Raw genomic sequence first — 26,005 nt, forward strand, 5'->3', positions numbered from 1 at the left:
ATTTATCTAACCATACAAACAGAGTTTATGTTTCCATGAAAATCATATTCTTTTACAGGATTGTCGGGGTCAATAATCCATTTTCCATCTACTATAAACTTGTATTGATGCTTACCTCCCGAAAGCATTAAGGTATCTATCCATCCTTTTTTGGTTCGGGTCATTCTATACTTCTTTTTTGACCAATCATTAAATGATCCAGATATGATTACTTGTTTGGCGTTTAAAAACCCATTAAGAGTAAATTTTACAGGAACTTTAATATTAATTACCGAATTAAACCCATTAAATTCGTTCCTTTTCTTTTTGGGGTTATTGGGATCAACAATCCATTTTCCGTCAACTATAAATTTATATTGATACTCTCCTGGTTTTATTTTTAATGTTAACTCCCAACAATCTTCGGTTTTTGTCATCGTAAACAGATCTTCATTCCATTTATTAAAACTCCCACTCAAGACTATCTTTTTTGCATTTTCATATCCATTAAGTGTAAAGGTTACATTACCTTCTTTATTAGGATAAGCTGTATACATTTTTAGATTATAAGAAGGTAAAACATATCCATTTTTTCTTACTCTAACTATATTACCATCTTTTCTCGAAGGTTCTGCCCAATATGCATTATTAATTACAAATTTAAATTCCCATGAGAATTCATCAGTAAAATCGCTTATTTTTTTCTTGAGTTCGTATCGATTCTCATCAATTTGAATCATACTCCATTTCCTTTTTGACCAATTATTAAACTCACCAGATACTACAACATTTTTTATATCAAGATCTTCAAAATCAAGTATACTTCCATATTCGTCTGTAGTTACTTTTTTATAATCTCTTTTGTCAAAAGAAAATATTAATGTATCTCCTTCTATTCTATATCCTTTAAAAGGTTCGGTTTGGGCATAGGAGCTCTCTCCTGCAATAGCAAGAATTAAAAAAATAATATATAGTATACTTTTTTTCAATTTCTTATAATTGGGTACTTCACAAAGTACAGTTTTTCTTTTTGATAATTAATTATAGTTCTTTTTTGTCGAAAAAACTCGTATCCCAAAACTCCATCGAGATCAGTTCCAAAAGCTTCGTTCATCTTATTTAAATTAGTTAAAATTGTATTCATAGGACCAAAATAAATAGTTTCACTTAGTTTTACCTGAAACAATTTTCCTGCCATAACCTCTATGCTATGATTACCTGCGCCGGTTAATAGTAGTCTCTTTTTAGGATAAAAATATTTAAGTACTTTTCTTCCTATCTTTTTATTTATCTGGTTAAACTCTGCAGCACTATCTAATCCAAATCGAACCTTTATTTCATCAATAAACCCATCTAGCAGAATAGTATGTTTTTTTAATCTAAAATCTATACTATCTATAATTTTCTCTGCATATACATTTTTATCAAATCTAGATCCATACTTATCTACTTTGGTTAATGTAATTTGATTAAGATACATATCAATAAACACTTCATAATCTTTTAAAATACTATATCCAATTATGCCTAATAAATTTATTTTTTTGGTTTTCTCTATATGAGCCAAATCAACTATATCAGAAACCCTATTCTTTAAACTTAAGTTTTGTAGTATAAATTCTTTAACATTCTGTTCGAATGTATCATCTATAACTGCAATCACCCCAGAAGTTTGTTTTCTTTTACTAAAATACTGATCTCGATCAGAAAAATGTACTTTATTTAAGATCAATGCTTCAGATCCCGTATCGATAATAAAATTACCTTTCTTGTTTTGTATTTCTGCTTCGACTACTATTAGGTGATCAACAAGCTTAAAAGGAATCCTTGCTGTATATTCGTTTAAAATTTCAGCTTTAGAAAAAATGATGTTATCATCTTCAGAGAAAAACTCGGGCTTATTATCGTATGCAAAAATTACAATAACATTAATAAAATATAATAGTATGCCGACTAGGGTTCTCTTCATAAAAAATAAGACCCTAAATTCAAATACTTGTTACACTTTTTGAAGCTTCAACACTAATTTTATTTCAATATTTAAGAAGGCTTCCTTATAGATATTCATGACGGATATCATAGTTGTTTTATGCTATCTACTTTATTTTTAGAACTATAAATCTTTTACACATGAAAAATATCCTTCTCCCTACCGACTTTTCAGACAATGCTAGAAATGCAATACATTATGCTTTAGAGTTTTTTAAAAATGAACTTTGCACTTTTCACCTCTTTAATGTACAGAAAGCATCTAAGTATACTACAGATGATCTTATGGCTGCTCCAGCTAATACCACAATACACCAATCGGTAATTAGCGATGCTAAAAAGAAACTTAGTCAAATAGTCGAAGAATTAACCGACCAATATCCAGACGAAAACTATACATTTAATACCATTACTGATTATGATGTCTTTATAGATGCCATACGACAAGTGGTTAAATCTAAGAATATCGATATAATCATTATGGGAACAAATGGTGCTACAGGAGCATCAGAGGTTGTGTTTGGGAGTAATACACTTAATGTTATTCGCAAAATAGACTGCCCTATAATTGCCATTCCTCAAGGACATAAATTTAAAGATCCAAAAACCATTTTATATGCGATAGACTACTGGGATCATTTTAATACAGAAGGTATCGAGCCTTTAATGGATACTATCATAAAACATAAATCTTCTTTACGGGTTCTTAAAATTAAAGAAGATGATACTGTAACTGTAGCCGATTTTGATGACAAAAAACACATGAAAGAGTTTTTTAAAGAAATAAATCATACATTTCACTCTATTATTAATGTACCAACTGCTTTAGCTATTAATAGTTTTGTGCAAATCATGGGTATTGATATGACGGCTATGTTTATCAAAAGAGAAACATTTTTAGATCGATTTTTTAAGGGGTCAGAAACGTCTAAAATAAGTTATGGAACACGAGTACCTCTCTTAATTATGCATAGTTGATATGTTTATAAAACTCATACAATAAAATGTTATTATATATTGCTACTACGCTTTATATCCTGTTAGGAATTTTTATTGTTATACGACTCCTTTTAAATGGAATGCGGCCTACAAAAACATTGGCCTGGCTTCTTACTATTTTTACGATTCCTGTTGGTGGGATCTTTTTGTACTTAATGCTTGGTAGAAATCGTAGAAAAAATAAATTATTCCGATTAAAACATACATCAAAAGTAACTTCATACATCGCAAAAGCATTGGATCAATATTCTTCAATAACAGAAGAAGAATATGCAGAACACCACAAAATCATTTCTCTAATTACCAAAAACTCTTACTTCGCTCCCTGCACAGGAAATGACGTGAAATTGCTTAAAAATGGCGAAGCTACTTTTCAAGCTATATTTGACGCTTTAGAAAGTGCAGAGCATTTTATTCATTTAGAATATTACATTTTTGAAGAAGGTAAATTAACATCTGATCTTTTCGAGCTTTTTCAGAAAAAAGTAAAAAACGGAGTAAAAGTACGTGTATTATATGATGGTATAGGTAGTATGTCTTTGAGTAAAAAGTATATCAAAAAACTACAAAACATCGGGGTCGAAATCCATAAATTCTTGCCTATAAAATTTGGTAAATTTTTATCATCGATAAACTATAGAAACCATCGTAAGATCATAGTAATAGACGGTAAGATTGCATTTACAGGAGGTATCAATGTATCTGATAAATACGTAAAAGGTGATGCTAACTTAGGGGTTTGGCATGATATGCATTTACAACTCAACGGACCCGTTGTTCATAGTCTTCAGGCTATTTTTGCAATGGATTGGTATATGATAAGTGCTAATGATGAAGTTCTGGACACTTCATATTTTCATACATATAAAAAGACAGAAGGTTCTACAGCTCAAATCGTACATAGTGGCCCGGATTCTGATTTTTCGGCAACCCAACAGATGTATTTTTCTATAATTAATGAAGCCAAAGACTATATCTATATTACAAACCCCTATATTATCCCCGGAGAATCCATTCTGGATGCACTAAAAGTAGCTTCAATGAGCGGAATTGATGTAAGGGTACTGCTTTCAGAAAAATCGGATAATGTTATAGTCAAATGGTGTATTCGTTCCTATTTTGAAGATCTGCTACAGGCGGGAGTAAAAATACACCTATTCTCAGAAGGCTTTTTACATAGTAAAACCATTGTCGCCGACAGTACCATATCATCTGTAGGAACAACTAATTTGGATGTTAGAAGTTTTGAACAAAACTATGAGGTAAATGCAGTAATCTACGACGATAATTTTGCTATAGAATTAAGAGATGATTTTTTGAGAGATATTAAAAATAGTAAGCAATTAGATTTTAACACTTTTATACAACGCCCCTGGAGTGAAAAATTAAAAGAAGGTTTTGCCAAAATCTTTAGTCCGGTTTTGTAAATTTATTGATGAAAATGAAAGCATTTAAAAACATAGGAATAGTACTCTCTGGTGGAGGATTTAAAGGTGTTGCTCACATAGGAGTTATACATGCCCTTGAAGAAGCCGGAATGACTGTCGATTTTGTTTCGGGTGCCAGTGCAGGAGCTATTGTAGGATCATTATATGCTGGTGGTTATGCTCCAGAGGAAATAAAAAACTTCTTTACCAAAACCCCTTTATTCAAATTAAATCGGTTCTCTCGAAAAAAAGCTGGTTTTTTAGATTCTGAAAAATTTTATAACGACCTGCTTACTTATTTCCCCGAAAACTCCTTTGAATCCCTACATAAAAAATTATTCGTTACAGCTACTAATCTTATTGAGGGAACGACAAAAGTATTTAACACAGGAGAGTTGATAAAACCTTTGTTGGCATCTGCTGCATTTCCTGGTGTTTTTACTCCCGTAACCATTAATAATGAATTATATGCCGATGGTGGGATCTTGGTTAATTTCCCGGTATCATCGCTCAAAAAACATTGTGACCTGATTATTGGTGTAGATGTATCCCCGATCAGAAAACCAAAAATTTCTGATTTTAAGCATTCATACAACGTTATGCAACGCGCCTATTACCTTAGAGCTATGCCAAATGCCGAAGTTAAGTTTAACCTATGCGATATTATAATTCAACCTAAGAAATTGGTTAATCACGGTATTTTTAGCAGTAGTAGCTTGGATAAAATATATGATCTTGGATATCAGGAAGCAAAATTACAATTAGGATTATTCCTAAAAAATCTAGGAGGATGATTAAAGAAATAAAAAATAAATACGGTCACCTTTTTGAAGACGAATTGCTCGAAGAAATTAATCAGGTAGGAACTTTTAAAGAAATCCCCGAAGGTTTTGAGCTCATCAAACCCGGAAGCTATATTAAGTCTATGCCTTTGATCATTAGTGGTGCTATAAAAGTGCTTAGAGAAGATAATGATGGCGACGAATTATTATTATATTTTTTAGAACAAGGAGATACCTGTGCAATGACATTATCTTGCTGCCTGGGACATCATAAAAGTGAAATTAAAGCCATTGCCGAGACAGATACCAAATTAGTAATGATTCCTATCGAAAAAATGGAGGAATGGACAACAAAATACAAATCCTGGAGAACCTTTGTTTTTAGTAGTTATCATAAACGATTAGTAGAAACCATTGAAACCATAGACAGCATTGCTTTTCTAAATATGGATGATCGTTTATTAAAATACCTTAAGGACAAAACCAAAATCAGTCATGCTAAAATTATCAATACTACACATCAGCAAATTGCATATGATCTTCATACGTCTAGAGTAGTAATTTCCCGGTTGCTTAAAAAACTTGAGAAAAAAAGTGTTGTTAAACTTAACAGAAACAATATCGAAGTATTAGAAATGTAAGCTGTTGGTATTCTTAGTAAAGAATCCCTTTTAAACAAGCTTTGTAACAATTGTTACTGTATTGCAATAATAATTGCATTATTTTTGAAAAATAAATAATAAATGCATAGCTTCTCTTCCTAAAATCAAGAAAAGCTTAAAAAATAGAATACATGAAGATAGAACAAATATATACAGGATGTCTCGCTCAGGGAGCTTATTATATAGAAAGTAACGGTGAAGTAGCAATTATAGATCCTCTACGAGAAATTAAACCTTATATAGAAAAAGCGGATGAAGATAATGCAAAAATCAAGTATATTTTTGAAACTCATTTTCATGCAGATTTTGTAAGTGGTCATGTAACACTGGCCAAAGAAACTGGTGCTGATATTATATTCGGGCCTAGTGCTAACCCTTCTTTTGAAGCAACAATTGCTAAAGATGGGCAAGAATTTCGACTAGGAGAAATTACCATAATTGCACTACATACTCCAGGGCATACTATGGAGAGTACGACTTATCTTCTTAAAGATGCTACAGGTAAAGATCATGCAATTTTTAGTGGAGACACCTTATTTCTTGGTGATGTTGGTCGCCCCGATCTCGCTCAAAAAGCAGCACATATGACTCAGGAAGAGTTGGCAGCAACACTTTATGACAGTTTACGCACCAAAATTATGCCTCTTGCAGATGATGTTATCGTATATCCTGCACACGGTGCTGGTTCTGCCTGTGGTAAAAACATGATGAAAGAGACAGTAGATACTTTGGGGAATCAAAAGAAAATGAATTATGCGCTTAGAGCAGATATGACTAAGGAAGAATTCGTAAAAGAAGTAACCGATGGGTTACTGCCTCCTCCTTTATATTTTCCACTTAATGTAAAAATGAATAAAGAAGGTTATACTGATATAGAAGAAGTAATTCAAAAAGGGACAAGACCGTTTTCTCCAAATGATTTTGAAGCTCTCGCCAATGAAACCGGAGCTATAGTTCTAGATGTAAGGCATCAGACCGAATATGTAAAAGGGCATATCCCCCGATCAATATTTATTGGTATCGATGGTGGATTTGCACCTTGGGTTGGAGCCTTAATTGCAGATGTACAACAACCTATTTTATTAGTAACACCAGAAGGAAGAGTAGAAGAAACAATTACTCGGTTATCACGAGTAGGGTTTGATAATACCCTGGGATATCTCGAAGGTGGTTTCGAAGCCTGGAAAAAAGCAAGTAAAGACTATGACACCTTAACTTCAATCTCTGCATTAGAATTTAAAAATGCTTTAGAAGAAGAAGGTACTCCTGTTTTTGATGTACGTAAAGAAAGTGAATTTACTGCAGAACATATTGATGATGCACATAATACACCATTGGACTTTATTAATGATTATTTAGCTGAATTTCCTACCGATAAAACTTTCTATGTACATTGTGCGGGAGGATATCGCTCTGTAATTGCTGCATCTATACTAAAAAGTCGTGGTATTCATAACCTTATAGATATAGCCGGAGGTTTTAAGGACATAAAAGAAGTAGGCATTAAAACTACAGATTATGTGTGCCCATCTACAGTAAAGTAAAATATAACAGTTTTGTAACCAAGGTTACAGACAACTCGTTTTCAATTTAATTACTTTGCCAAAAAATTAATATAATGAATTGGATTTACAATCCCTGGCCGTGGTATGTATCGGGACCACTAATCGCATTAGTATTATTTTTGTTACTAATGGTTGGGAAAAGATTTGGTATGTCATCTAATCTAAGAACGATATGCACTATCTGTGGAGCAGGAAAAACATCAGATTTTTTTAGATTCGACTGGAAGGCTCAACAATGGAACCTGATTGTGGTACTTGGTGTAATTATAGGAGGATTCATTGCCAATACTTTTTTATCGGTAGATAATTCTGTATCTATTGATCCAAAAGTAGTTTCGGACCTTCAATCCAAGGGGTTTAATAGTGCCGGAATAGAATACATGCCTGATATGTTATTTTCTAATGAAGCTTTAACAGATCCTAAAATACTCTTTTTACTCATAATCGGTGGACTATTTGTAGGTTTTGGAGCCAGATATGCTGGCGGGTGTACTTCGGGACATGCTATCTCTGGATTAAGCAATTTGCAACTACCTTCTCTTATTGCTGTGATTGGATTTTTTATTGGAGGACTAACTATGATACATTTTATTTTTCCTTTAATTTTTTAAACATATGCGTTCAATTATATATTTAGGTATTGGTATTTTCTTCGGAATTGTTTTATTCAAATCAGAAGCAGCATCGTGGTTTAGAATCTATGAAATGTTTCAGTTTGGATCCTTTCATATGTACGGAATCATTGGTTCTGCGGTAGGATTAGGTATTATCATTACTCAAACTATAAAAAGATTTAAAATAAAGTCATTTTATGGCACCCCTATAACTTTTGCTCCTAAAGACAGAAGTTTCAAAAGATATATATATGGTGGTATCTTCTTTGGATTAGGGTGGGCTCTGGCAGGGGCATGTCCCGGACCTATGTTTGCTCTTTTGGGAGCTGGGTATTTACCAATTTTAATCGTACTTATCTCTTCTATACTGGGTACTTTACTATACGGAGTAGTTAAAAACAAACTACCCCACTAACTCCAGGGTTAATTCGTTTTTACCAGGCTCATTTTGTTGCCAGCAATTAATATTATAAATAGTTGTTTCTGCAATAGTAGTAAGTGCTTCTTTGGTAGCAAACGCCTGATGAGGCGTAAGAATTACATTAGGTAAATCAAGAAGTTGTTGTAGTGTTTTATCCTTAGGTTTATTTTCAGAATGATCATAAAAAAAGATTCCGCTTTCATGTTCATACACATCTGCGCCATATCCAGCTATACTTTTTGATGCTAAAGCTTGCAATACATCTTGTGTATGCACTAATGCACCCCTTGCAATATTGATAAGTATCGCTTCTTTTTTCATTTGCTGAATTCGGTCCATATCTATAAGGTGATGCGTCTGAGAATTGAGTGGCGTACATAAAAAGATAATATCGGATTGCTTACATAAATTGTCAAGAGTCGCATATGATACTTGATACTTTTCTTCTAATTTTTTATCTTCATATATATCATGGCCTATGATCTCACAATTAAACCCGTACATGATTCTGGCAATTGTTTTTCCTATTCTACCGGTTCCAATAATACCAACAGTTTTTTTATTGATATCAAAACCTACAAGGTGACTCAACGAAAAATTATATGTACTTACTTGGTGATTAGAAGATATGAGTTTACGGCTAAGCGCTAACAATAATGCTATTGCATGTTCTGCTATGGTTTGCGGAGAATATCCGGCTGCATTAGCCACTTTGATCCCTAACTTTTTAGCTGTATTAATATTGACATTATCATATCCTGTAGAACGAAGTGCTATATATTTAACTCCAAACTCTTTTAATCTTTCTAAAACCATAGAAGATCCATCATCTGCAGAGAAAATAGATATGGCATCAAAACCCAACGCGAGCTCAGCAGTTTTTGGAGTTAGTCGTTCTGGCACATATTTAATTTGATGCTTTTCATTATTTGCCTTTTCAAGAAAGGGAATTTCAAAGTCCTTGGCGCTATATATCAATATCTTCATTAGTAAGTTCTTCTATAATTAATAATTGTTGTCCCTTTAGTGCCCAAACCAGTACTTTAACATAGTCGGTTACTGCTTTTTTAATATTTTCGGGCTCTGTGATATCTATTGATCCTTTCCAAATTAATTCTCTTTCTTTATCTGGGCAAATGCAATAAAGTGAAGATTCTGCATGAAAAATTTGATATTCTTCATAATAATCTTCATCATAATATATATCTTGATTTTCGTAATAGTCATCTCTAAAACTGTCAAATGTTTTATCTAGATTTCTATATGCTTTTACAACAGTTACTTTATCTTCGACTCCTAATACTTTAGAAAGTAAAATTGCATCAAAGCCGTTTTCTATAAGCTGAGACTCAAGAGCCATCATTTCTTTTTCGGTTTTTGGAGAAGTTGTAAAAGAACTCTCAAAATAATCCAAACTCCTTACAGCATTAACACCACTTTTCTTCAGTTCTGTTGCTAATTTCTTTTCGAATACTTTTCGGGCGCTTTCATCTGGAGTGATTCCGATAACCAGGACTTTTTGAGCTTCAAATGTATCAATATCAGGGCTTTTCCAGTTTTCGACTAATTCACTAGATGAACAACTGTATAGTAATCCACTAATAATTAAAAGATATATATATAATTTGTTCATATTTTCTTGGTATAGGTTATTAAAATTTATGTAAGGTTTTCGGTTTTATAATTTTATCTAATCGTTCTACTACTATGCTGGTATATTCTGGTGCTTTTTCGATAATAGATTCGCCAGATATCACATCAACATCTTCTAAGGCTATATTACTACTTCCTACAGTTGATAGAATAATGAGCTTATCTAATTGACTTCGGTGATTTTTGATAAACTTTTTTACGTTTCTCGGTGGGCTCCCATACTCCCATGAATTAATAATAACCAAAGCATCCCACTTATCGATATCTACAGTAAACATCGTATACACATCTATTATCTTAAAATAAACTACATCATTTTGATAATGCCTAATGATACCCTGAACCAAAGAATCTTTAAATCTGCTTCCTTGTGAAGCTATTAAGACTTTAGTTTCCAGATTAGCATCATTAACTTCAAAAGGGATTACGGTATCCATAGAATAAGTATACTCATACCACACCCAAAACCCAGCAAAGAGTATCAAAACAGAAAATACTATAATCTTCAGTATACGTTTCATCTACTTATAATTGATTGTTTTTTTGATTCTTATTATATCACCTTAATTCAATAGACGTTTTTGTTTGCCTTCTTTCATTATGGTTTTTATCAAATCAAAAACCTTTCTTTTTGTTTCTTTATAATTGTTTAGGTATTTACTTACTGCCATTGTTAATTCCCAATGATCTTCTTTGTATTGTTTTTCCTCTACAGGTTGATCAACTCCGTCTAACAATATGGTAAGTTCATTATGGTGATTAATTATTTTTTTTAGTAATGGGTCGAGGCCTTTCCTGCTAAGAGATAGTTCTTGTAATATCTTCCTACTTTTCTCAAAAATCTTTTTTGAAATTAGTTGTATTGTATGATTTTCTATAAGTTCATCTAAAAAGTGTTGTTCATCTTTGACAAATTTAAGTTCTGATACCCAGTTTAGAGAAATTTCATGTAATTCTTCTGGGCTTCGCCATTCTACATATTTTACATTTGGTTGCTTTGCTTTCATGATTTCTATTTTAAGGTGATCATTTTAGATAAAAAGACAGAGAATAATGTCCCAAATCTATTCTCTGTCTTTCTTGTATAGATTAATCTATTTCAATTATCTTTTTGGGTTGCTCTTTTGCTTCTTCCTTTTTTAAAAGATTGAGAGTAAGCACTCCATTTTTGTAGATAGCTTTAACCTTTTCATTCTGGTTTACGCTTGTAGGTAACTGTAATTTTCTATCGAACTCATTATAACTAAATTCTCTACGTGTATACTCTGTTTCCTCTTCTATTTCTTCTTTACTTTTTTGAGCCCAAATGTGTAACACATCGTCTTCCATAGTCACTTCAATATCTTTCTTTGAAAAACCAGGAACTGCGAGTTCAATTTCAAAATTATCCTTGTTTTCTTTGACATTCATTGCAGGAAGATTTCTGTCTTTTACAAAAAAATCGTCTGCAAAAAAATCATCTGTATCTAACCATGTAGAAACACGGTCATTGATCCAGGGAAATCTGTTTTTGTTAAATTTAATTAATGACATAACGTTAAGGTTTATTAGAGTTATTATTACATTAAAATTAAACTGATAACGGGCATTTTAAAATGACAATTATCAGTTTATTAGCATTTTAACCTGTATTTAACGTTACTTCTTGTTCTTTTTTAAAACTCCGCCTGCATACAGAAAAACTTCAGATTTTAACCTGCTGAAATTTTTATAGAAGTCATCAAAAGTGCGCCTTACCAGAATATGATTTTTATAGTAAAAATTGTCACAAGAAATAGTATCGCATTCTAGCATACCTCCCAATTCGCTTTCATGTGTTCTGATACCTTGACTTATCTCTTGTATTTCTTTCTCTATATCTACGATTTGCTGTTTAAACTCTTGTAATCGTTCAAAAAGATTCGGAGTAGTGGGTTCAAAAACATAAGAATTTAATAATTGATTGATAAAATGTATTTCACCTTCGATAAATCGAAGACTTGATTTCCATTTTAGGATATCAAAATGGATCTCTTTTAATTCTTTATCAGAGGTATTATCTGTTGCTGCCATCATTTTTTCTAGGTTTTAAATAAAAGCTTTAATGGGGGTACAAATCTTTTTTGAAATATGATCTTATCAAAGCTTTGGTTTGATTATCGGTCATACTATCTGCTTTGAGCACATCTTTTACCTTTTCACCAATATCTTTATAGTTGGTTATTAATTCTTTATTGAATTTTTCTCCTGTCTCTGCAGGCCCATAAATCACAATCCTATCTGCATCTTTTATAAGAGGGACAATCTTCTTAAAATAGGCTTTAAATTGGTGTTTCTCTCGTTCGAGATATTTACTATCCTGAACTACATCCTGTGGCCCGCCTTTAAGTCGTGTTCCCGAACCACCATGAATACGAAAGTTTTCAATTTCTGATAGTATGGTTGTCATATCCTCACTATCTTCTTTAACAGAAATGACATGAGCCTTTTCTTTATCTATCCAAATTCCTATATGTTTCATCTGTTTATTTTTTATGGTTAAAGAGTATTCACAGCAATTACGAAATGTAAACTGCCTGATTATAGTATATCTACTTAATTTGCTAAATCATGCAAGGCTAGTACAGGTACTTGCGAATGCTGTCCCAAATTTTTCACCATTGGTCTTGAAAATATACTTCCAAAAAAACTGTGTTTTCTATTGATAAAAGTAATCATATCACTCTCCCGGCTTTCTACAAAACTGCTAAGGCCTCCTTTTACATCTATATTATGCAGTGTATGAAAAGTATATTTTATACCATCTAGGTATTCTACGAGCAATCTCTTGTTGTTTTCTTGTTCTTCATCTAGATCATCATCATTAGTAACATGAAGAATTCTTATTTCAGCATTTGTGATTCGTGCTATTTCAATTAGATATTGAAGTTCTCTGCGCTTAATCTGAGTTCTATAATCTGTTGGAAATACAATTTCTTTTGGCTCCTTATAATTGGTGTTTTCTGGTATTGCCATAACGGGGCAATTTCTTACTTTTTCCATCACCAAAACTGTATTGCTACCGTAAATCAGATCTCCAGCATTAGTCGTCCCTTTGGTTCCCATAACGATCATTTCGATATCCTTTTTCTCTACAGTATCTTTGATCGCACTCAATACATTATTGAATTGAGATATCATAAAAAACTTATGATTAGGATTATCATCTCTAAAACTCAACCTTTCTTCAATTTTACTTAAGCCCTTTTCTGATTTCTCTTTGGCCTCTTCATAAAATCGTTCTCCTGGTTCGGGAATCATCATACTTTCTAACGCATAACCAGTTGCATTAAACACATTAAGTACATAAAAATCACATGTTTCGTTTTTATATAGCTCTATAGCATATAGTATAGCATTCCACGCGTTTTTTGAAAAATCCGTGGGTAACAAAATCTTTTTTTTCATCACTTAGGTCTTTAGGATTAGTCTTATAAATGTATGGGTATAACCTTGTAAAAACTATGATAATTATCAGCTTAACTCAGGAATAACTAAGAAAGGAATAGTTGTATGAAATCCTATTTTTTTTATAACGGGTTCGTGTGTGATATTTTCTATAAGACTATGTTTATATTTTGACATGCATAGCATATCAACATTCATCTCATCAATAAATTCATTAATAAGTTTTGCCTTTTGAGTAAATCGAGGAATCCAATGAATACAATAATTATAGTCTTTAAAATTTTCTTTAAGATTCTTAAGATTATGTTCTTGTATTTCGTCTAATTTTTCTTTTTCATGAATATGCATTATTCTAATATTTGAAGAAAATACCGTAACAATATCTAGAAGAGGTTTTAGAGACTCTATGTTATAGAGGCATTTAAAATCTGTAGCAAAAGCAATCTCTGTAGGTTTTTTAAAATCAAATTCATCTGGCACCGCCAGTATCGTGCAATCCTTAATATTATTAATGACTTTAACCGTATTACTTCCTATAAGAACTTCTTTAGCACCACTGGCTCCCTTAGTTCCCATAACAACAAGATCGATATTTTTACTTTTTATGGTTTTGTTAATGGTATCGGTAAGTTTTTTGGAAACAGAAATGGTCTCAAACGTATGTTTAAAATCTTCTGTATCCCTAACTATAGAATGAAGTGTTTCGGTAAGCTTTTCTTGAGACTCATTACTTAATTCCTGATATAACAAATCTCCTTTGGTAGTATTAATTCTACTCGTTAAAACCGGAGTATCTACATCAAAAGTATTTAAAATATAGAATTGACATTCCTGATCTTGAAATAATCGGGTGGCATAAAAAAGTGCACCATAGGCATTATTAGAAAAATCTGTGGGAACAAGTATCCTTTTCATTTCTTTTCAGTTTTACAAATTATATCATAAAACTAGCTTTATAATAGCAAGAATACTATGACAAATCTCATGTCTGTACAAACTCTTAAATCGCAGTATCAGCCGGGATCACTAAAAAAGGAATTATAGTATTAAATGTCATTTTTTTGATGATCGGTTCTTTTATTATTCTTTCTACAAAACTATGCTCATAATTAATCATTACCAGAATATCGATTTCTAGTTCTTCAATAAATTCCTGAATAGCATGTTCTACAGTTGAAAAATCAGGCATGACATGAAAATCATATTTTACACGTTTAAAATAATGTTCTAATGAACTAGAATTATAATGTTGAGAAGGATCTAATTCGGGTTTATCATATATATGAATCATCCTTACAGTTGCATTCTGACTTTTGGCAAATTCTAGTATTGGAGCGATCTCTGCCTTATGATACATTCGCTCAAAATCTGTTGCAAAAGCTATTGCCGAAATTTCTTTAAAATATGAATCATCAGGAATGATAAGGATAGGACAATGCGATACATTCTTAACTACTTTCTGCGTGGTACTCCCCAAAAAAAGATTTTTACTCCCGGTTGTTCCTTTGGTACCAATAATGATCATTCCAAAAGTGCTATCTTCTAAAAGCTTGTTCATGTTTTGAACCAAAGATCCTTTCTTACTTATGGTTTTAAAAGTATGATGCAACCCCGGTTTAGAGTTATGGATATCTTCTAAAGTCATTTTCAGTCCTTGCTCAGATTCCATCTTAATCGCTTCATAAAGATGACCAATACGCTGAGAACTCACGACACTTATAAGTTGTATTGGTTCTAGATCATACGTGTTTAACAAATAAAACTCACAAGGAACATTTCTATATAACTCTATAGCATACAATATAGTATTCCAAGCATTATCAGAAAAATCTGTTGGGATTAGAATTTGTTTCATTTGTCTATATTTATCAGACCGGCAAGGTCTAGAGTTAATATCACGCTATCCTTTCTATAGAAGGGATTACCAAAAAAGGAATATTGGTATGATAGGCTACTTGATTAATTACTGGTTTGAATAAAAGATTTTCAAAGAAAGAGTGTTTATTGTGAATCATGATCAATAAATCGATCTTGTACTTTTTCTGAAAATCTTCTACAGCTTCTAGTACATCCACTCCTTCTGCAATGTGAAAAATATGAGTGATATTTTTAAAATACTTATCCAATTCTTCCTTAACCTTATGTTGTTCAGGCCCTAAAGCAACTCCATAATAAGCATTTAAAATATTAAGTCTACAAATATATTTATCACAAATTTCTTTTACTAAAGGTAAATATTTATTATCAATACTAAGATTATAATCTGTTGGGAACAAAACATCTTTTGGTTTTTCAAATTCAAAACCGGAAGGAACTGCAATAACAGGACAATTCACTTTTTTTATCGTATACATAGTATGTGTCCCAATAAAAACTTCTTTGGCACCAGTAGCTCCTTTGGTACCCATTACTATGAGATCAATATTGTATTTTTCGACAACCGATTTGATTTCTCCTATCAGAGTATTAAAAACTGATAATCTAACAAAACTGTGTTTCGGGTTATCAAATTCTTCTTTGATTTTTTCTTCTGTTCGTTCGATATCACGTTTAGAATTTATCATTGCAATATCTTCCATGCCATACGGTGCAGGGTTCTCGATAAGATACCCTGTGTGATAGGATACTGGCGTAAATGTATTGAGTAAATAAAAAGTAGTTTCTTCCTCTCTAAACAAATTTAAAGCATATCTAATCGCATTAAATGCATTATCAGAGAAATCGGTAGGTAATAAAATTCGTTTCATCTCTATATAATTTTAATATCGTTGTAAGTTTTGCATCACTAAAAAAGGAATCCTAATATGTAGTCCTATTTTATCAATTGTAGATCGATCTAAAAGATTTTCTAAATAAGAGCGCCTTGAGTTTACCATTACCAAAAAGTCTATTTCATTACGTTCTATAAACTGATTTATAGCATGGGTAAGATCCTCTGCTATCTCTTGATGAAATATTAATTCTGCATTAGGTAATGATTCTTTTAAGAAATGCTTATTATCTTCTTGTCTGATAGAAAGTTTGTCAAAGTTCGAGATATATAAAAAATTAATAATAGATCTGAAGCTTTTAGTTAATGTACTAAACAATTTTAGTTCTCTTCGCTTAAATGGCAATTGATAATTTGTAGGAAATAGAATATTTTTTGGCGAATTGTAACTACAATCACTTGGGATTGCCAATACAGGACATTTTACATATTTAAGAACCTGTAGGGTATTGCTCCCAAAGGTAAGCTTTCGATCATTAGTTTCTCCTCTTGTTCCCATAATCAGAATATCCATATTTTCTTTATCTACCAGATCATTAGCCTCATCGGTTAGACTCCCAAACATGGATAGTAATTTATACTCATGTCTAGGATTAGGTGAAATATTCTTTATTTCTGAAAGCACTTTCTCTAGTGCCATATTAGAGCTTTTGTATACTTTTTCTTTTAGTTCATCAAAAATTTCGCGAGAAACTACGGTGTTATGATCGTATACCTCATCGGCATAAGCATGTAGAATAAAGAAATCACACCGCTCATATTTAAAAAGTTCAACAGCATATCGTAAAGCATTCATGGCATTTTCTGAAAAATCTGTAGGAATCAATATTTTTCTCATCGTTTGCTTTTTTTGATATGTTATACTCAAAACTAGGTAATTGCAGATGCAAAAACTATGATTTTTGTCAGTTGAAGAATCATGACATTTGTCATATTATATAAATGCATACTTTTTCATATTTGTAGCAAACAAATTCTATGTCAGAGCATACTTGTTTTCACTGTGGAGATGATTGTAGTAAGACGGTAATCAAATTTGATCAAAAAACATTCTGCTGTAATGGGTGCAAAACTGTATTTGAAATTTTTTCGACTCATGATTTATCCTGTTATTATGACTTACAGTCTGCTCCTGGCGCCATTCCTGAAGAAATTCAAGGAAAATACGATTATCTCGACACTCCTTCTATTGCTGAAAAACTAATAGAATTTAATGATGGTAATACTCAAATCATCACACTATATATTCCACACATGCATTGTAGTTCCTGCATTTGGATATTAGAAAATCTACATAAGCTTCAACCAGCGATTACAGCATCTCAGGTTAATTTCCCTAAAAAAACAGTTCGTATTACCTTTAATAGTGATCGTGTTTCCCTCAAGGCATTGGTCATTTTACTTAATTCTATAGGCTATGAACCCTATATTAGCCTGGATGACTACTCTACAGGAGAGACACAAATAAATCGAAGTTTGATTTATAAACTTGGTATTGCTGGTTTTGCTTTCGGAAATGTAATGTTTTTATCGTTTCCAGAATATTTTGAAGTGTCAGAATACTGGTTAGAACAATACAAACACGTTTTTCGTTGGTTAATGTTTACTTTTTCATTGCCCGTTGTATTTTATGCTGCACAAGACTACTTTATTTCTGCCTATAAAGGATTACGGTCTAAAATATTAAATATTGATATTCCCATCGCTTTGGGGATTCTGGTTCTTTTTTTAAGAAGTACTACAGAAATAATTTTTGATTGGGGTACTGGTTTCTTTGACAGCCTCACCGGACTGGTATTTTTTCTGTTGCTAGGAAAATTTTTCCAGCAAAAAACCTATTCCTTTTTATCTTTCGAAAGAGATTATAAATCTTATTTCCCAATTGCGGTAACAAGAATTGCCTTTACACAACACAAAAAAGAAAGAAAAGAAGAAAATATACAAGTTTACGATATTAAAAAAGGTGATCGACTATTGATCAGAAATGGCGAATTAATCCCTGTAGATGCAATTCTTATCGAAGGTGATGCTCAAATTGATTACAGTTTTGTAACTGGCGAAAGTGAATCGGTTACCAAACAATCGGGCGATACTCTTTTTGCCGGAGGCAGACAACTTTATGGAGCTATAGAAATCGAAGTTTTAAAATCTGTAGAACAAAGCTATCTTACCCAATTATGGAGTAATGATGTATTTAATAAAGATAAAACAGCTTCATTTACCAATCTTACCGATGCAATAAGTAAATATTTCACGATTACAATCCTATGTATTGCCGTACTCGCTACTTCTTTTTGGTTATTTGTTGATCCCTCAAAAGCAGCACAGGTATTCACAGCTGTACTTATTATCGCTTGTCCATGTGCATTAGCATTAGCAAGACCGTTTGCCTTGGGTAATATCCTTCGCATCTTCGGAAAAAACAAATTCTATCTTAAAAATGCAGATGTTATAGAACGATTAGCCAGGGTAGATACCATGATTTTTGACAAAACCGGTACCATAACTACTACAATTACAAGCGAAGTGACTTATGAAGGAATGAAACTAACACCCGAAGAAGAATCCTTGCTTAAAAACACCTTACGAGCATCAAATCACCCTCTTAGCAGAACACTTTATAATATATTAGCAGAACACGATATTCTAACCTTAGATGAATATCATGAACATATCGGAAAAGGAATTGAGGGTAAACTTGAAGAAGACACTATCAAAATAGGGTCTGCAAATTTTGTAGGACAGGACATTAATTCTGAAATCACAAACACTACGGTTCATATTAGTACTAATGAACAATATAAAGGCCATTACGTTTTTCACAATCAATATAGAAAGGGAGTTAAAAAAGTATTTGATCAATTATCTAAAGATTACAAACTCGCTATTTTATCAGGAGACAATAAAGGAGAAAAAGAGTATTTAAAAAAACTACTCCCTAAAAACACTTCTTTACTTTTTGATCAAAAACCAAACGATAAGCTAAACTATATCAAATCATTACAACAACATAATCAAAACGTCATCATGGTTGGAGATGGATTAAATGATGCCGGAGCTTTAGCCCAAAGTGATGTAGGTATTGCTGTTTCAGAAAATGTAAATGTATTTTCTCCTGCATGTGATGCCATTCTTGATGCTTCAAAATTTGATACTATATCCGTTTATCTTAACCTATCAAAAAAAGCGATTGCGATTATTAAATCAAGTTTCGTTCTATCATTTTTATATAATATTATAGGTCTATACTTTGCTGTTACCGGTCAACTCTCTCCTGTTATAGCAGCAATACTAATGCCATTAAGTTCTATCTCTATTGTTGCATATGTTACCTTGCTTACAAACTGGTCCGGAAGAAAATTAATATCAAAATAATGATGAATACTTCTGATGACCATAATCCAATTCAACATTTTCAGCAATGGTTTTATGAGGTAGATAAAGCTCATCCCGAGGATGAAGCTAATGCAATGTTACTCTCCACCATCGGGGTAGATGGTTTTCCCAAAAGTAGAATTGTATTATTAAAACGCTTCACCTGGGAGGGTTTTATCTTTTTTACTAACTATAACAGTGAGAAAGGAAAGGCCATAGCGCAAAACAATAAAGTTTCTATCGCCTTTAATTGGACAGCAGCAAAAAAGAAAGTCTTAATTGAAGGAGAAACAGAAAAAATTGCCAGCAACTTATCAGAAGGATATTTCGAATCACGACCAGAAGGTAGTAAATTAGGAGCCTGGGCTTCTGATCAAAGTAAAGTAGTTTCTTCGCGCAAAATACTTGAAGACCAACTAAAACACTACGAAACCAAATTCAAGAATCAAATTATTCCAAAGCCAGAACATTGGGGAGGATACTTAATTAGACCCAATAGGTTTAAATTTATAGAATATAATCAGATAGAAAGGTTTATCCATACCACAACATATAAACTTCTACCAGATTATAAGTGGTTTAAGGATATAGGATACACTCATAAATAGATATTAGTAGTCGTTCATTATAATCATATTAGAAATATAAACTTCTGAGTGTTTCACTTTAATTTCCAAAAAATTGAATCTATACAACCACTATTTTGGAAAATATCTAATGCCAAAATTAATTTTTCTAACAAAGTCTGTTTTACATAAAACCATCTATAATTAAACGACTTTTTTAGCTATAATATTAGTTCACCGCAAATTAGACGTGCTTTCAAAAAAGAAAGAAGTTCATCCTCTAAATTCTATTCTTATTTAGATTGAATTAATATATAAGCTTTATGACAATTATCATGCTTTAAGATCCTATTTGAGAATAGTTTTATCCGTATATTATAAGGTGAAAAAAGACATCTAACTATTTGTTTATTCTCTAATCTTAGAAAAATAAATAGCATTACTCAGAGTATTTAAAAATGAGAATGATGGTTGATTTTGAGCCTTGTATTTAATCAGTTTTTACATTAAAAAAACTAAACCTGATTGATATCATTGCATGCAATAATAAATGAACCAATATTTACCGTAGTTAATTTATAATCAAATCTTACTATGAAACTCGTTAAACTTAGTACCCTCATTTTTTTCACATTATTTATTACAACTATTAATGCTCAATTAAAAATCGATGCCGAAGTACGACCACGATTCGAATACAGGCATGGATTTAAAACACTATTCCCAGATGATGCAGATCCCGCAGCATTTGTATCTCAGCGTACACGATTAAATGCTGGATATAAAATGGAGAAATTAAATTTTTATGTAAGCCTGCAGGATGTAAGGGTATGGGGAGATGTACCCCAACTCAACACAGCAGATAAAAATGGTTTTAGTGTTCAACAGGCTTGGGGAGAAATTCTTTTCAATCCTAACATTTCATTAAAATTAGGTCGCCAGGAAATTGCATATGACGATCAGCGTATTTTTGGAAATGTTGGTTGGGCACAGCAAGCTAGAAGCCATGATGCTGCTCTTATAAGATACAATAAAGATAGTTTTAAGTTTGATCTGGGTTTTGCATTTAACCAGGGAGAAGAATCCCTAACAGAAACTACACTTACAACACCAAATACGTATAAAAGTATCCAATACGCTTGGTTGCACAAAGATTGGGAAAATTTTTCGGGAAGCTTTCTTTTTCTTAACAACGGATTACAGTATACAGATGCTACCAATTCAGATAATAATGAAACTAGGTACAGTCAAACTGTAGGAACTCATTTAAAATACAAAAAAGGAAAATTTGGTCTTACTTCTAATCTTTATTATCAATTCGGAAATGATTTGGGTGATAATGACCTAAGCGCATATTTATTAGGGCTAGAGGCAGATTATAAAGTATCAGAACAATGGAAAATAGTACTTGGTGGAGAACTACAAAGTGGTAATGATAATGGAGCACCTGCAAACGGAGATAATGAAGCTTTTACCCCTTTTTATGGTACCAATCACAAGTTTAATGGATTAATGGATTATTTCTATGTTGGAAACCATATCGGAAATGTAGGGCTAATCGACTTGTATCTAAAAGCTAATGTGAAATTTAATCAAAAATCTACATTAAATGTGGCTGCTCACAATTTTATGGCTGCCGCAGATTTACCCGCAGATGAATCTAAACAACTGGGTACAGAAATAGACCTGGTATATTCATATAATTTACAAAAAAATGTAAATATCAAAGCTGGATATTCTCATCTCTTTGCTTCAGACGGAATGGAGATACTGAAAAATAATTTTGATGGGAATACCAATAATTGGGGATGGGTCATGGTGACAATTAAACCAACTCTATTCACAACCAACAAACAATAAAACTATGCCAATTAAGAGTTATTTAGCCCATCCGCAAAAAGGAGAAAAAAATGAGCTTATCAATGCACTATCTTCAATAGAGCAATGTGAAGTCATGCCAGCCAATAATAAGGATGTACTCATCTTAATTACAGAAACCGAAAATGAAACCGAAGAAGCAATTCTAAAAGAAAAACTAGATACTATAGAAAGTCTAAAATTATTGGCTATGGTTTCTGGATTTAATACACCACAAAACAATTAGTATTATGTATACCTCTCTCACAAATAGAAGAAAATTCATAAAAAAGATGGCTATGTTGTCTGCGATGACTGCCGCAGCAACTATGTTTCCGGGAATCTTATTTGCAGACGAACAGGAAAAAGGGTTACCAAGTGGTGATATCAATTGGACAAAGGCTCCATGTAGATTTTGTGGTGTAGGATGCGGAGTGCTTATAGGAACAGAAAACGGAAAAGCTGTAGCTGTAAAAGGAGACCCTAAGAGCAGTGTTAATAAAGGGCTACTTTGTGTAAAAGGATATCATCAAATCATGTGTATTCAATCAAAAGATAGACTAACTCATGCTTTGGTAAAGAAAAACGGTCAATACGTTAAAACTCCAATCAATGAAGCTTTAGACATTGTTGCCAACAAGATGAAGGACACTATTAAAAAGCATGGTAAAGATAGTGTAGCCATGTACACTTCTGGTCAATCTACAATTCCTGAAGGATATGTTGCTTCAAAATTAATGAAAGGTGCGATTGGCACAAATAACTTAGATTGTAATGCTCGTTTATGTATGGCGAGTGCAGTAGCTGGTTTTTTAACCACTTTTGGTGCTGATGAACCTATGGGCTGTTATGAAGATATCGATCATGCCGACTATTTTATTACATGGGGTAATAATATGGCAGAAATGCATCCGGTATTGTTCTCCAGAATGCTAGAACAAAAAAATAGAAGAGGCGCTAAGATTATTGATTTTGCAACACGTACAACACGTTCTAGTACTGCATCTGATAGATCTATATTATTTGAGCCTCAAACCGACTTGGCCGTTGCCAATGCGATTTGTTATGAAATTATCAATAATGGATGGGTAAATAAATCTTTTGTAGAAAAACATTGCAATTTTAGCAAAGGACTAACCAATATGGGATATGGTCTGGAAGATAATTACAAATTTAAAGATAAGCCACAAAAAATAGATTTTGAAGCTTATAAAAAATTCCTGAACGATTATACTCCAGAAAAAGTAGCTAAGTATTCAAAAGTATCTGCAAAAGATATTAAGTATTTAGCCTCTATTTATGGAGATCCAAATAAAAAGGTAGTTTCTTATTGGTGCATGGGAATGAACCAGCATACAAGAGGAACGTGGATGAACAACTTAGTCTATAACATCCATTTACTTACCGGAAAAATTTCACAACCAGGAAATGGCCCATTTTCGCTAACCGGACAACCATCTGCCTGTGGTACTGCAAGAGAAGTAGGTACTTTTACTCATAAATTGCCTAAAGGAGTCGTGACGAATGAAAAACATAGACGTCTGGCTGCAAAAATTTGGAAAGTGCCTTATGAACGTATACCTTCTAAACCAACCTATCACGCTACAGAAATGTTTAGAGCAATTGATCGTGGGGATATTAAATTTATTTGGACACAAGTAACTAATCCATTGGTTTCAATGCCAAAAACAAGCAGGTATCGACCAGGTATGGAGAAAGACTCCTGTTTTGTTGTCGTTTCTGATGTTTTTCCTACACCAACATCTGATGTAGCAGATGTAATTCTACCAGCATCATGGCATATAGAAAAAAGTGGATTGTATGGAAACTCTGAACGAAGAACGCAACATTGGGATAAAATGGTAGACGGTCCCGGAGAAACCACTCCTGATGCATGGATGACTATTGAAATTGCAAAACGATTGGGGTATGGTGACTTATTTCCGTATAGTGAAGAAAATCATGTCGAGGAAATTTATAATGAATATCGGCAGTTTCATGAAGGAGCAAAACATGGGATGGCGCCTTTAGAAGTTCTGAAAAAAGAATCTGGTGTAATATGGCCATATGTAAACGGAAAATCTACACAATGGCGTTTCAATTCAAAATATGATCCAGCTTGTTCTAATGGTGAAGATTTTCATTTTTATGGAAAACCAGACGGAAAAGCAATTATATGGCAACGTCCTTATGAACCGGCTCCAGAAGAACCCGATAATGAATATCCATTTTGGTTAAATACCGGAAGAGTTGTTGAGCATTGGCATACAGGCTCTATGACACGCAGGATTCCTGTTTTACATAAAGCGATGCCAAGTGCCTATGTAGAGTTTCATCCAGAAGATGCAAAAGCATTAGGAATTAAGGATGGTGAAAATATAAAAGTAACATCACGTAGAGGTTCGTGTATATTACCTGCATCGATAAATAAAAGAGGGTTGCCTACCAAAGGCCAGGTCTTTGTGCCATTTTTTGATGAAAATATGCTAATTAATGACGTTACTTTGGATGCTTTTTGCCCGATTTCTAAAGAACCTGACTATAAAAAATGTGCCGTTAAAGTTGAAAAAGCATAGGCTATGAAAAAGAGACTCGGAATCATATCACTTTTTTTAGTATTGTTCATAGCCTTTATTACTATTTGGAATTATAGTTATCAAGAAGGTTTGGAAGAAAGTTATATCCCTATTGAGGAAAGCTCGACCGAAACATTTATTCCGTTAGAGAGTGGTGTGTTCAAACGTTCTGGATTGGCATTAGAGTATGCAAATATGCCTGTCGATGAAGAACATCAAAGATCACTAGACACTTATTATGATAATAGGGCATATCCTGGGGCACCACCCAGTATCCCACATCCTGTTAAGGAAGAAATGAGCTTAGGAGCAAATACCTGTTTGCAATGTCATGAAAATGGAGGTTTCGTTACCAAATTTAATGCATATGCACCAGTTACACCCCATCCAGAAATGGTTAATTGCAGGCAATGCCATGTAGTACAAAACACCAAAACTCTCTTTACCGAAAATGGTTTTGCAAAGGCTCATGCCCCAAAAGTTGGGATAAATAATGCTTTACCTGGGAGTCCGCCAATGATCCCGCATCAAATACAAATGAGAGAAAATTGTTTGTCTTGTCATGCCGGACCCGCAGCTCCAAAAGAGATCAGAGTATCTCATCCCGAGCGTATAAATTGTAGGCAATGTCATGTTTCTAAAGATAAAACAGTAACAGATATTGAAGTTTTCACAAGAGCTAATAGTATTGAAAATGAATAGATATAATAACATACATATTCTGATGTATACTTTCCTTACCGTTATATTATTTTCTTGTAAACACGGTGAAGGTGAATACCATAATATTACGGATAAAATAGAAGCCAAGAGCAAAAATTATCACGGTACTTCTATTTCTTCAGAACAGTATTTAGAAGGTATAAAAACAATCAAAGTCACAGAAGGAGAACACACATTTTTGATTCCTGAACGTAAAAGCGAAATCAAATCATACGCCTGTACAGAATGTCATACCAAACCACTAGAAGAATTAAAAAGTGAAAATCCTTCAAAAAAAGCGCATTGGGATATTAAGCTGGCTCATGCAGATCTAAATACTATGAACTGTATTACTTGCCATAACGGTAATGATATGGACAACTTAACTAGTTTAACAGGTACAGACATTGATTTTAACAGGAGTTATACATTATGTAGCCAATGCCATAACAAACAGTTTAAAGATTGGAAAGGTGGTGCGCATGGTAAAAAACTAGGAGGATGGGCTCCTCCCAGAGCATCAATGACCTGTGTAAATTGCCATAACCCACACAAGCCAGGTTTTGAAACCAGGTGGCCTGCAGGGTATAATACTCAAAAAGTAAAAGAACGAGAATAGTTTAGCTATCACACTTTCATGTA

General features: G+C 32.9%; 28 protein-coding genes. 14 read left to right on the plus strand and 14 right to left on the minus strand.

The window, feature by feature from the left end; genetic code table 11:
• Positions 1-2 precede the first annotated feature (2 nt).
• Together Z053_RS0106990 and Z053_RS0106995 are read right to left on the minus strand one after the other, a co-directional pair.
• Positions 3-968, minus strand: coding sequence for a glycogen-binding domain-containing protein (locus tag Z053_RS0106990; protein ID WP_025664324.1), 966 nt, complete (start codon positions 966-968; stop codon positions 3-5).
• Positions 965-1,948 (minus strand): hypothetical protein, encoded by a 984-nt coding sequence (locus Z053_RS0106995; RefSeq protein WP_025664326.1) that lies wholly within the window; start codon positions 1,946-1,948, stop codon positions 965-967. Before Z053_RS0106995 ends, Z053_RS0106990 begins: the two co-directional genes overlap by 4 nt.
• Before the next feature lie 161 nt (positions 1,949-2,109).
• On the opposite strand from Z053_RS0106995, the gene Z053_RS0107000 reads away from it, so the two are divergent.
• The 7 genes from Z053_RS0107000 (at position 2,110) to Z053_RS0107030 (ending at position 8,432) form a co-directional block, all read left to right on the plus strand.
• Positions 2,110-2,946, plus strand: coding sequence for a universal stress protein (locus tag Z053_RS0107000; RefSeq protein WP_025664327.1), 837 nt, complete (start codon positions 2,110-2,112; stop codon positions 2,944-2,946).
• A gap of 26 nt (positions 2,947-2,972) precedes the next feature.
• A complete protein-coding gene (gene cls / locus Z053_RS0107005; RefSeq protein ID WP_025664328.1) occupies positions 2,973-4,394 on the plus strand; it encodes a cardiolipin synthase in 1,422 nt (473 codons plus the stop codon).
• A gap of 14 nt (positions 4,395-4,408) precedes the next feature.
• The gene (locus Z053_RS0107010) at positions 4,409-5,188 is read left to right on the plus strand and encodes a patatin-like phospholipase family protein (RefSeq protein WP_035095413.1); all 780 of its coding nucleotides are present in this window, start codon (positions 4,409-4,411) and stop codon (positions 5,186-5,188) included.
• Positions 5,185-5,817, plus strand: coding sequence for a Crp/Fnr family transcriptional regulator (locus tag Z053_RS0107015; protein ID WP_025664330.1), 633 nt, complete (start codon positions 5,185-5,187; stop codon positions 5,815-5,817). The genes Z053_RS0107010 and Z053_RS0107015 overlap by 4 nt, the downstream gene beginning before the upstream one ends.
• A gap of 152 nt (positions 5,818-5,969) precedes the next feature.
• Positions 5,970-7,382 carry an MBL fold metallo-hydrolase gene (locus tag Z053_RS0107020; RefSeq protein WP_025664331.1) on the plus strand — a complete coding sequence of 471 codons (1,413 nt, stop codon included), beginning with the start codon at positions 5,970-5,972 and terminating at the stop codon, positions 7,380-7,382.
• Positions 7,383-7,456: 74 nt separating this feature from the next.
• Positions 7,457-8,014 (plus strand): YeeE/YedE family protein, encoded by a 558-nt coding sequence (locus tag Z053_RS0107025; RefSeq protein WP_025664333.1) that lies wholly within the window; start codon positions 7,457-7,459, stop codon positions 8,012-8,014.
• 4 nt (positions 8,015-8,018) lie between these two features.
• Positions 8,019-8,432, plus strand: coding sequence for a DUF6691 family protein (locus tag Z053_RS0107030; RefSeq protein ID WP_025664334.1), 414 nt, complete (start codon positions 8,019-8,021; stop codon positions 8,430-8,432).
• Here Z053_RS0107030 and Z053_RS0107035 read toward each other — a convergent pair.
• The 12 genes from Z053_RS0107035 to Z053_RS0107090 form a co-directional block, all read right to left on the minus strand.
• Positions 8,421-9,425 carry a 2-hydroxyacid dehydrogenase gene (locus Z053_RS0107035; RefSeq protein WP_025664335.1) on the minus strand — a complete coding sequence of 335 codons (1,005 nt, stop codon included), beginning with the start codon at positions 9,423-9,425 and terminating at the stop codon, positions 8,421-8,423. The genes Z053_RS0107030 and Z053_RS0107035 overlap by 12 nt on opposite strands.
• Entirely contained in the window at positions 9,406-10,071 is a 666-nt protein-coding gene (locus Z053_RS0107040; protein WP_025664336.1) for a hypothetical protein, read from the minus strand. Before Z053_RS0107040 ends, Z053_RS0107035 begins: the two co-directional genes overlap by 20 nt.
• 19 nt (positions 10,072-10,090) lie before the next feature.
• A complete protein-coding gene (locus Z053_RS0107045; protein WP_035095417.1) occupies positions 10,091-10,612 on the minus strand; it encodes a hypothetical protein in 522 nt (173 codons plus the stop codon).
• Positions 10,613-10,654: 42 nt separating this feature from the next.
• On the minus strand, positions 10,655-11,098 hold the full coding sequence (locus tag Z053_RS0107050; protein ID WP_025664339.1) for a hypothetical protein: 444 nt from the start codon (positions 11,096-11,098) through the stop codon (positions 10,655-10,657).
• A gap of 82 nt (positions 11,099-11,180) precedes the next feature.
• Positions 11,181-11,624: an Hsp20/alpha crystallin family protein gene (locus Z053_RS0107055; RefSeq protein WP_025664340.1), complete on the minus strand. Its 444-nt coding sequence runs from the start codon at positions 11,622-11,624 to the stop codon at positions 11,181-11,183.
• 105 nt (positions 11,625-11,729) lie between these two features.
• A complete protein-coding gene (locus Z053_RS0107060; protein WP_025664341.1) occupies positions 11,730-12,146 on the minus strand; it encodes a hypothetical protein in 417 nt (138 codons plus the stop codon).
• 25 nt (positions 12,147-12,171) lie between these two features.
• The gene (locus tag Z053_RS0107065) at positions 12,172-12,591 is read right to left on the minus strand and encodes a hypothetical protein (protein ID WP_025664342.1); all 420 of its coding nucleotides are present in this window, start codon (positions 12,589-12,591) and stop codon (positions 12,172-12,174) included.
• 74 nt (positions 12,592-12,665) lie between these two features.
• The gene (locus tag Z053_RS0107070; RefSeq protein WP_025664343.1) at positions 12,666-13,517 is read right to left on the minus strand and encodes a universal stress protein; all 852 of its coding nucleotides are present in this window, start codon (positions 13,515-13,517) and stop codon (positions 12,666-12,668) included.
• A gap of 66 nt (positions 13,518-13,583) precedes the next feature.
• Positions 13,584-14,432, minus strand: coding sequence for a universal stress protein (locus Z053_RS0107075; protein WP_025664345.1), 849 nt, complete (start codon positions 14,430-14,432; stop codon positions 13,584-13,586).
• Between the two features lie 85 nt (positions 14,433-14,517).
• Positions 14,518-15,372, minus strand: coding sequence for a universal stress protein (locus Z053_RS0107080; RefSeq protein ID WP_025664346.1), 855 nt, complete (start codon positions 15,370-15,372; stop codon positions 14,518-14,520).
• Between the two features lie 40 nt (positions 15,373-15,412).
• Positions 15,413-16,264 (minus strand): universal stress protein, encoded by an 852-nt coding sequence (locus tag Z053_RS0107085; RefSeq protein WP_025664347.1) that lies wholly within the window; start codon positions 16,262-16,264, stop codon positions 15,413-15,415.
• A 12-nt stretch (positions 16,265-16,276) separates the two neighbouring features.
• Positions 16,277-17,125, minus strand: a complete 849-nt coding sequence (locus tag Z053_RS0107090; RefSeq protein WP_025664348.1) for a universal stress protein — start codon at positions 17,123-17,125, stop codon at positions 16,277-16,279.
• Between the two features lie 140 nt (positions 17,126-17,265).
• Here Z053_RS0107090 and Z053_RS0107095 point away from each other — a divergent pair, with 140 nt between their 5' ends.
• From Z053_RS0107095 to Z053_RS0107125, 7 genes are all read left to right on the plus strand, one after another.
• Positions 17,266-19,662, plus strand: a complete 2,397-nt coding sequence (locus Z053_RS0107095; protein ID WP_025664349.1) for a heavy metal translocating P-type ATPase — start codon at positions 17,266-17,268, stop codon at positions 19,660-19,662.
• On the plus strand, positions 19,662-20,270 hold the full coding sequence (pdxH, locus tag Z053_RS28055) for a pyridoxamine 5'-phosphate oxidase (protein WP_025664350.1): 609 nt from the start codon (positions 19,662-19,664) through the stop codon (positions 20,268-20,270). Before Z053_RS0107095 ends, pdxH begins: the two co-directional genes overlap by 1 nt.
• 552 nt (positions 20,271-20,822) lie before the next feature.
• Entirely contained in the window at positions 20,823-22,088 is a 1,266-nt protein-coding gene (locus tag Z053_RS0107105) for an alginate export family protein (RefSeq protein WP_025664351.1), read from the plus strand.
• 4 nt (positions 22,089-22,092) lie between these two features.
• The gene (locus tag Z053_RS0107110; RefSeq protein WP_025664352.1) at positions 22,093-22,332 is read left to right on the plus strand and encodes a hypothetical protein; all 240 of its coding nucleotides are present in this window, start codon (positions 22,093-22,095) and stop codon (positions 22,330-22,332) included.
• A gap of 4 nt (positions 22,333-22,336) precedes the next feature.
• Positions 22,337-24,661, plus strand: a complete 2,325-nt coding sequence (locus Z053_RS0107115) for a molybdopterin-dependent oxidoreductase (RefSeq protein WP_025664353.1) — start codon at positions 22,337-22,339, stop codon at positions 24,659-24,661.
• A 3-nt stretch (positions 24,662-24,664) separates the two neighbouring features.
• Positions 24,665-25,363, plus strand: coding sequence for a nitrate reductase cytochrome c-type subunit (locus Z053_RS0107120; protein WP_025664354.1), 699 nt, complete (start codon positions 24,665-24,667; stop codon positions 25,361-25,363).
• Entirely contained in the window at positions 25,356-25,982 is a 627-nt protein-coding gene (locus Z053_RS0107125) for a cytochrome c3 family protein (RefSeq protein WP_025664355.1), read from the plus strand. The genes Z053_RS0107120 and Z053_RS0107125 overlap by 8 nt, the downstream gene beginning before the upstream one ends.
• Positions 25,983-26,005 lie beyond the last annotated feature (23 nt).

The sequence above is a fragment of the Aquimarina megaterium XH134 genome (assembly GCF_000520975.1).
Taxonomy (GTDB): Bacteria; Bacteroidota; Bacteroidia; order Flavobacteriales; family Flavobacteriaceae; genus Aquimarina; species Aquimarina megaterium.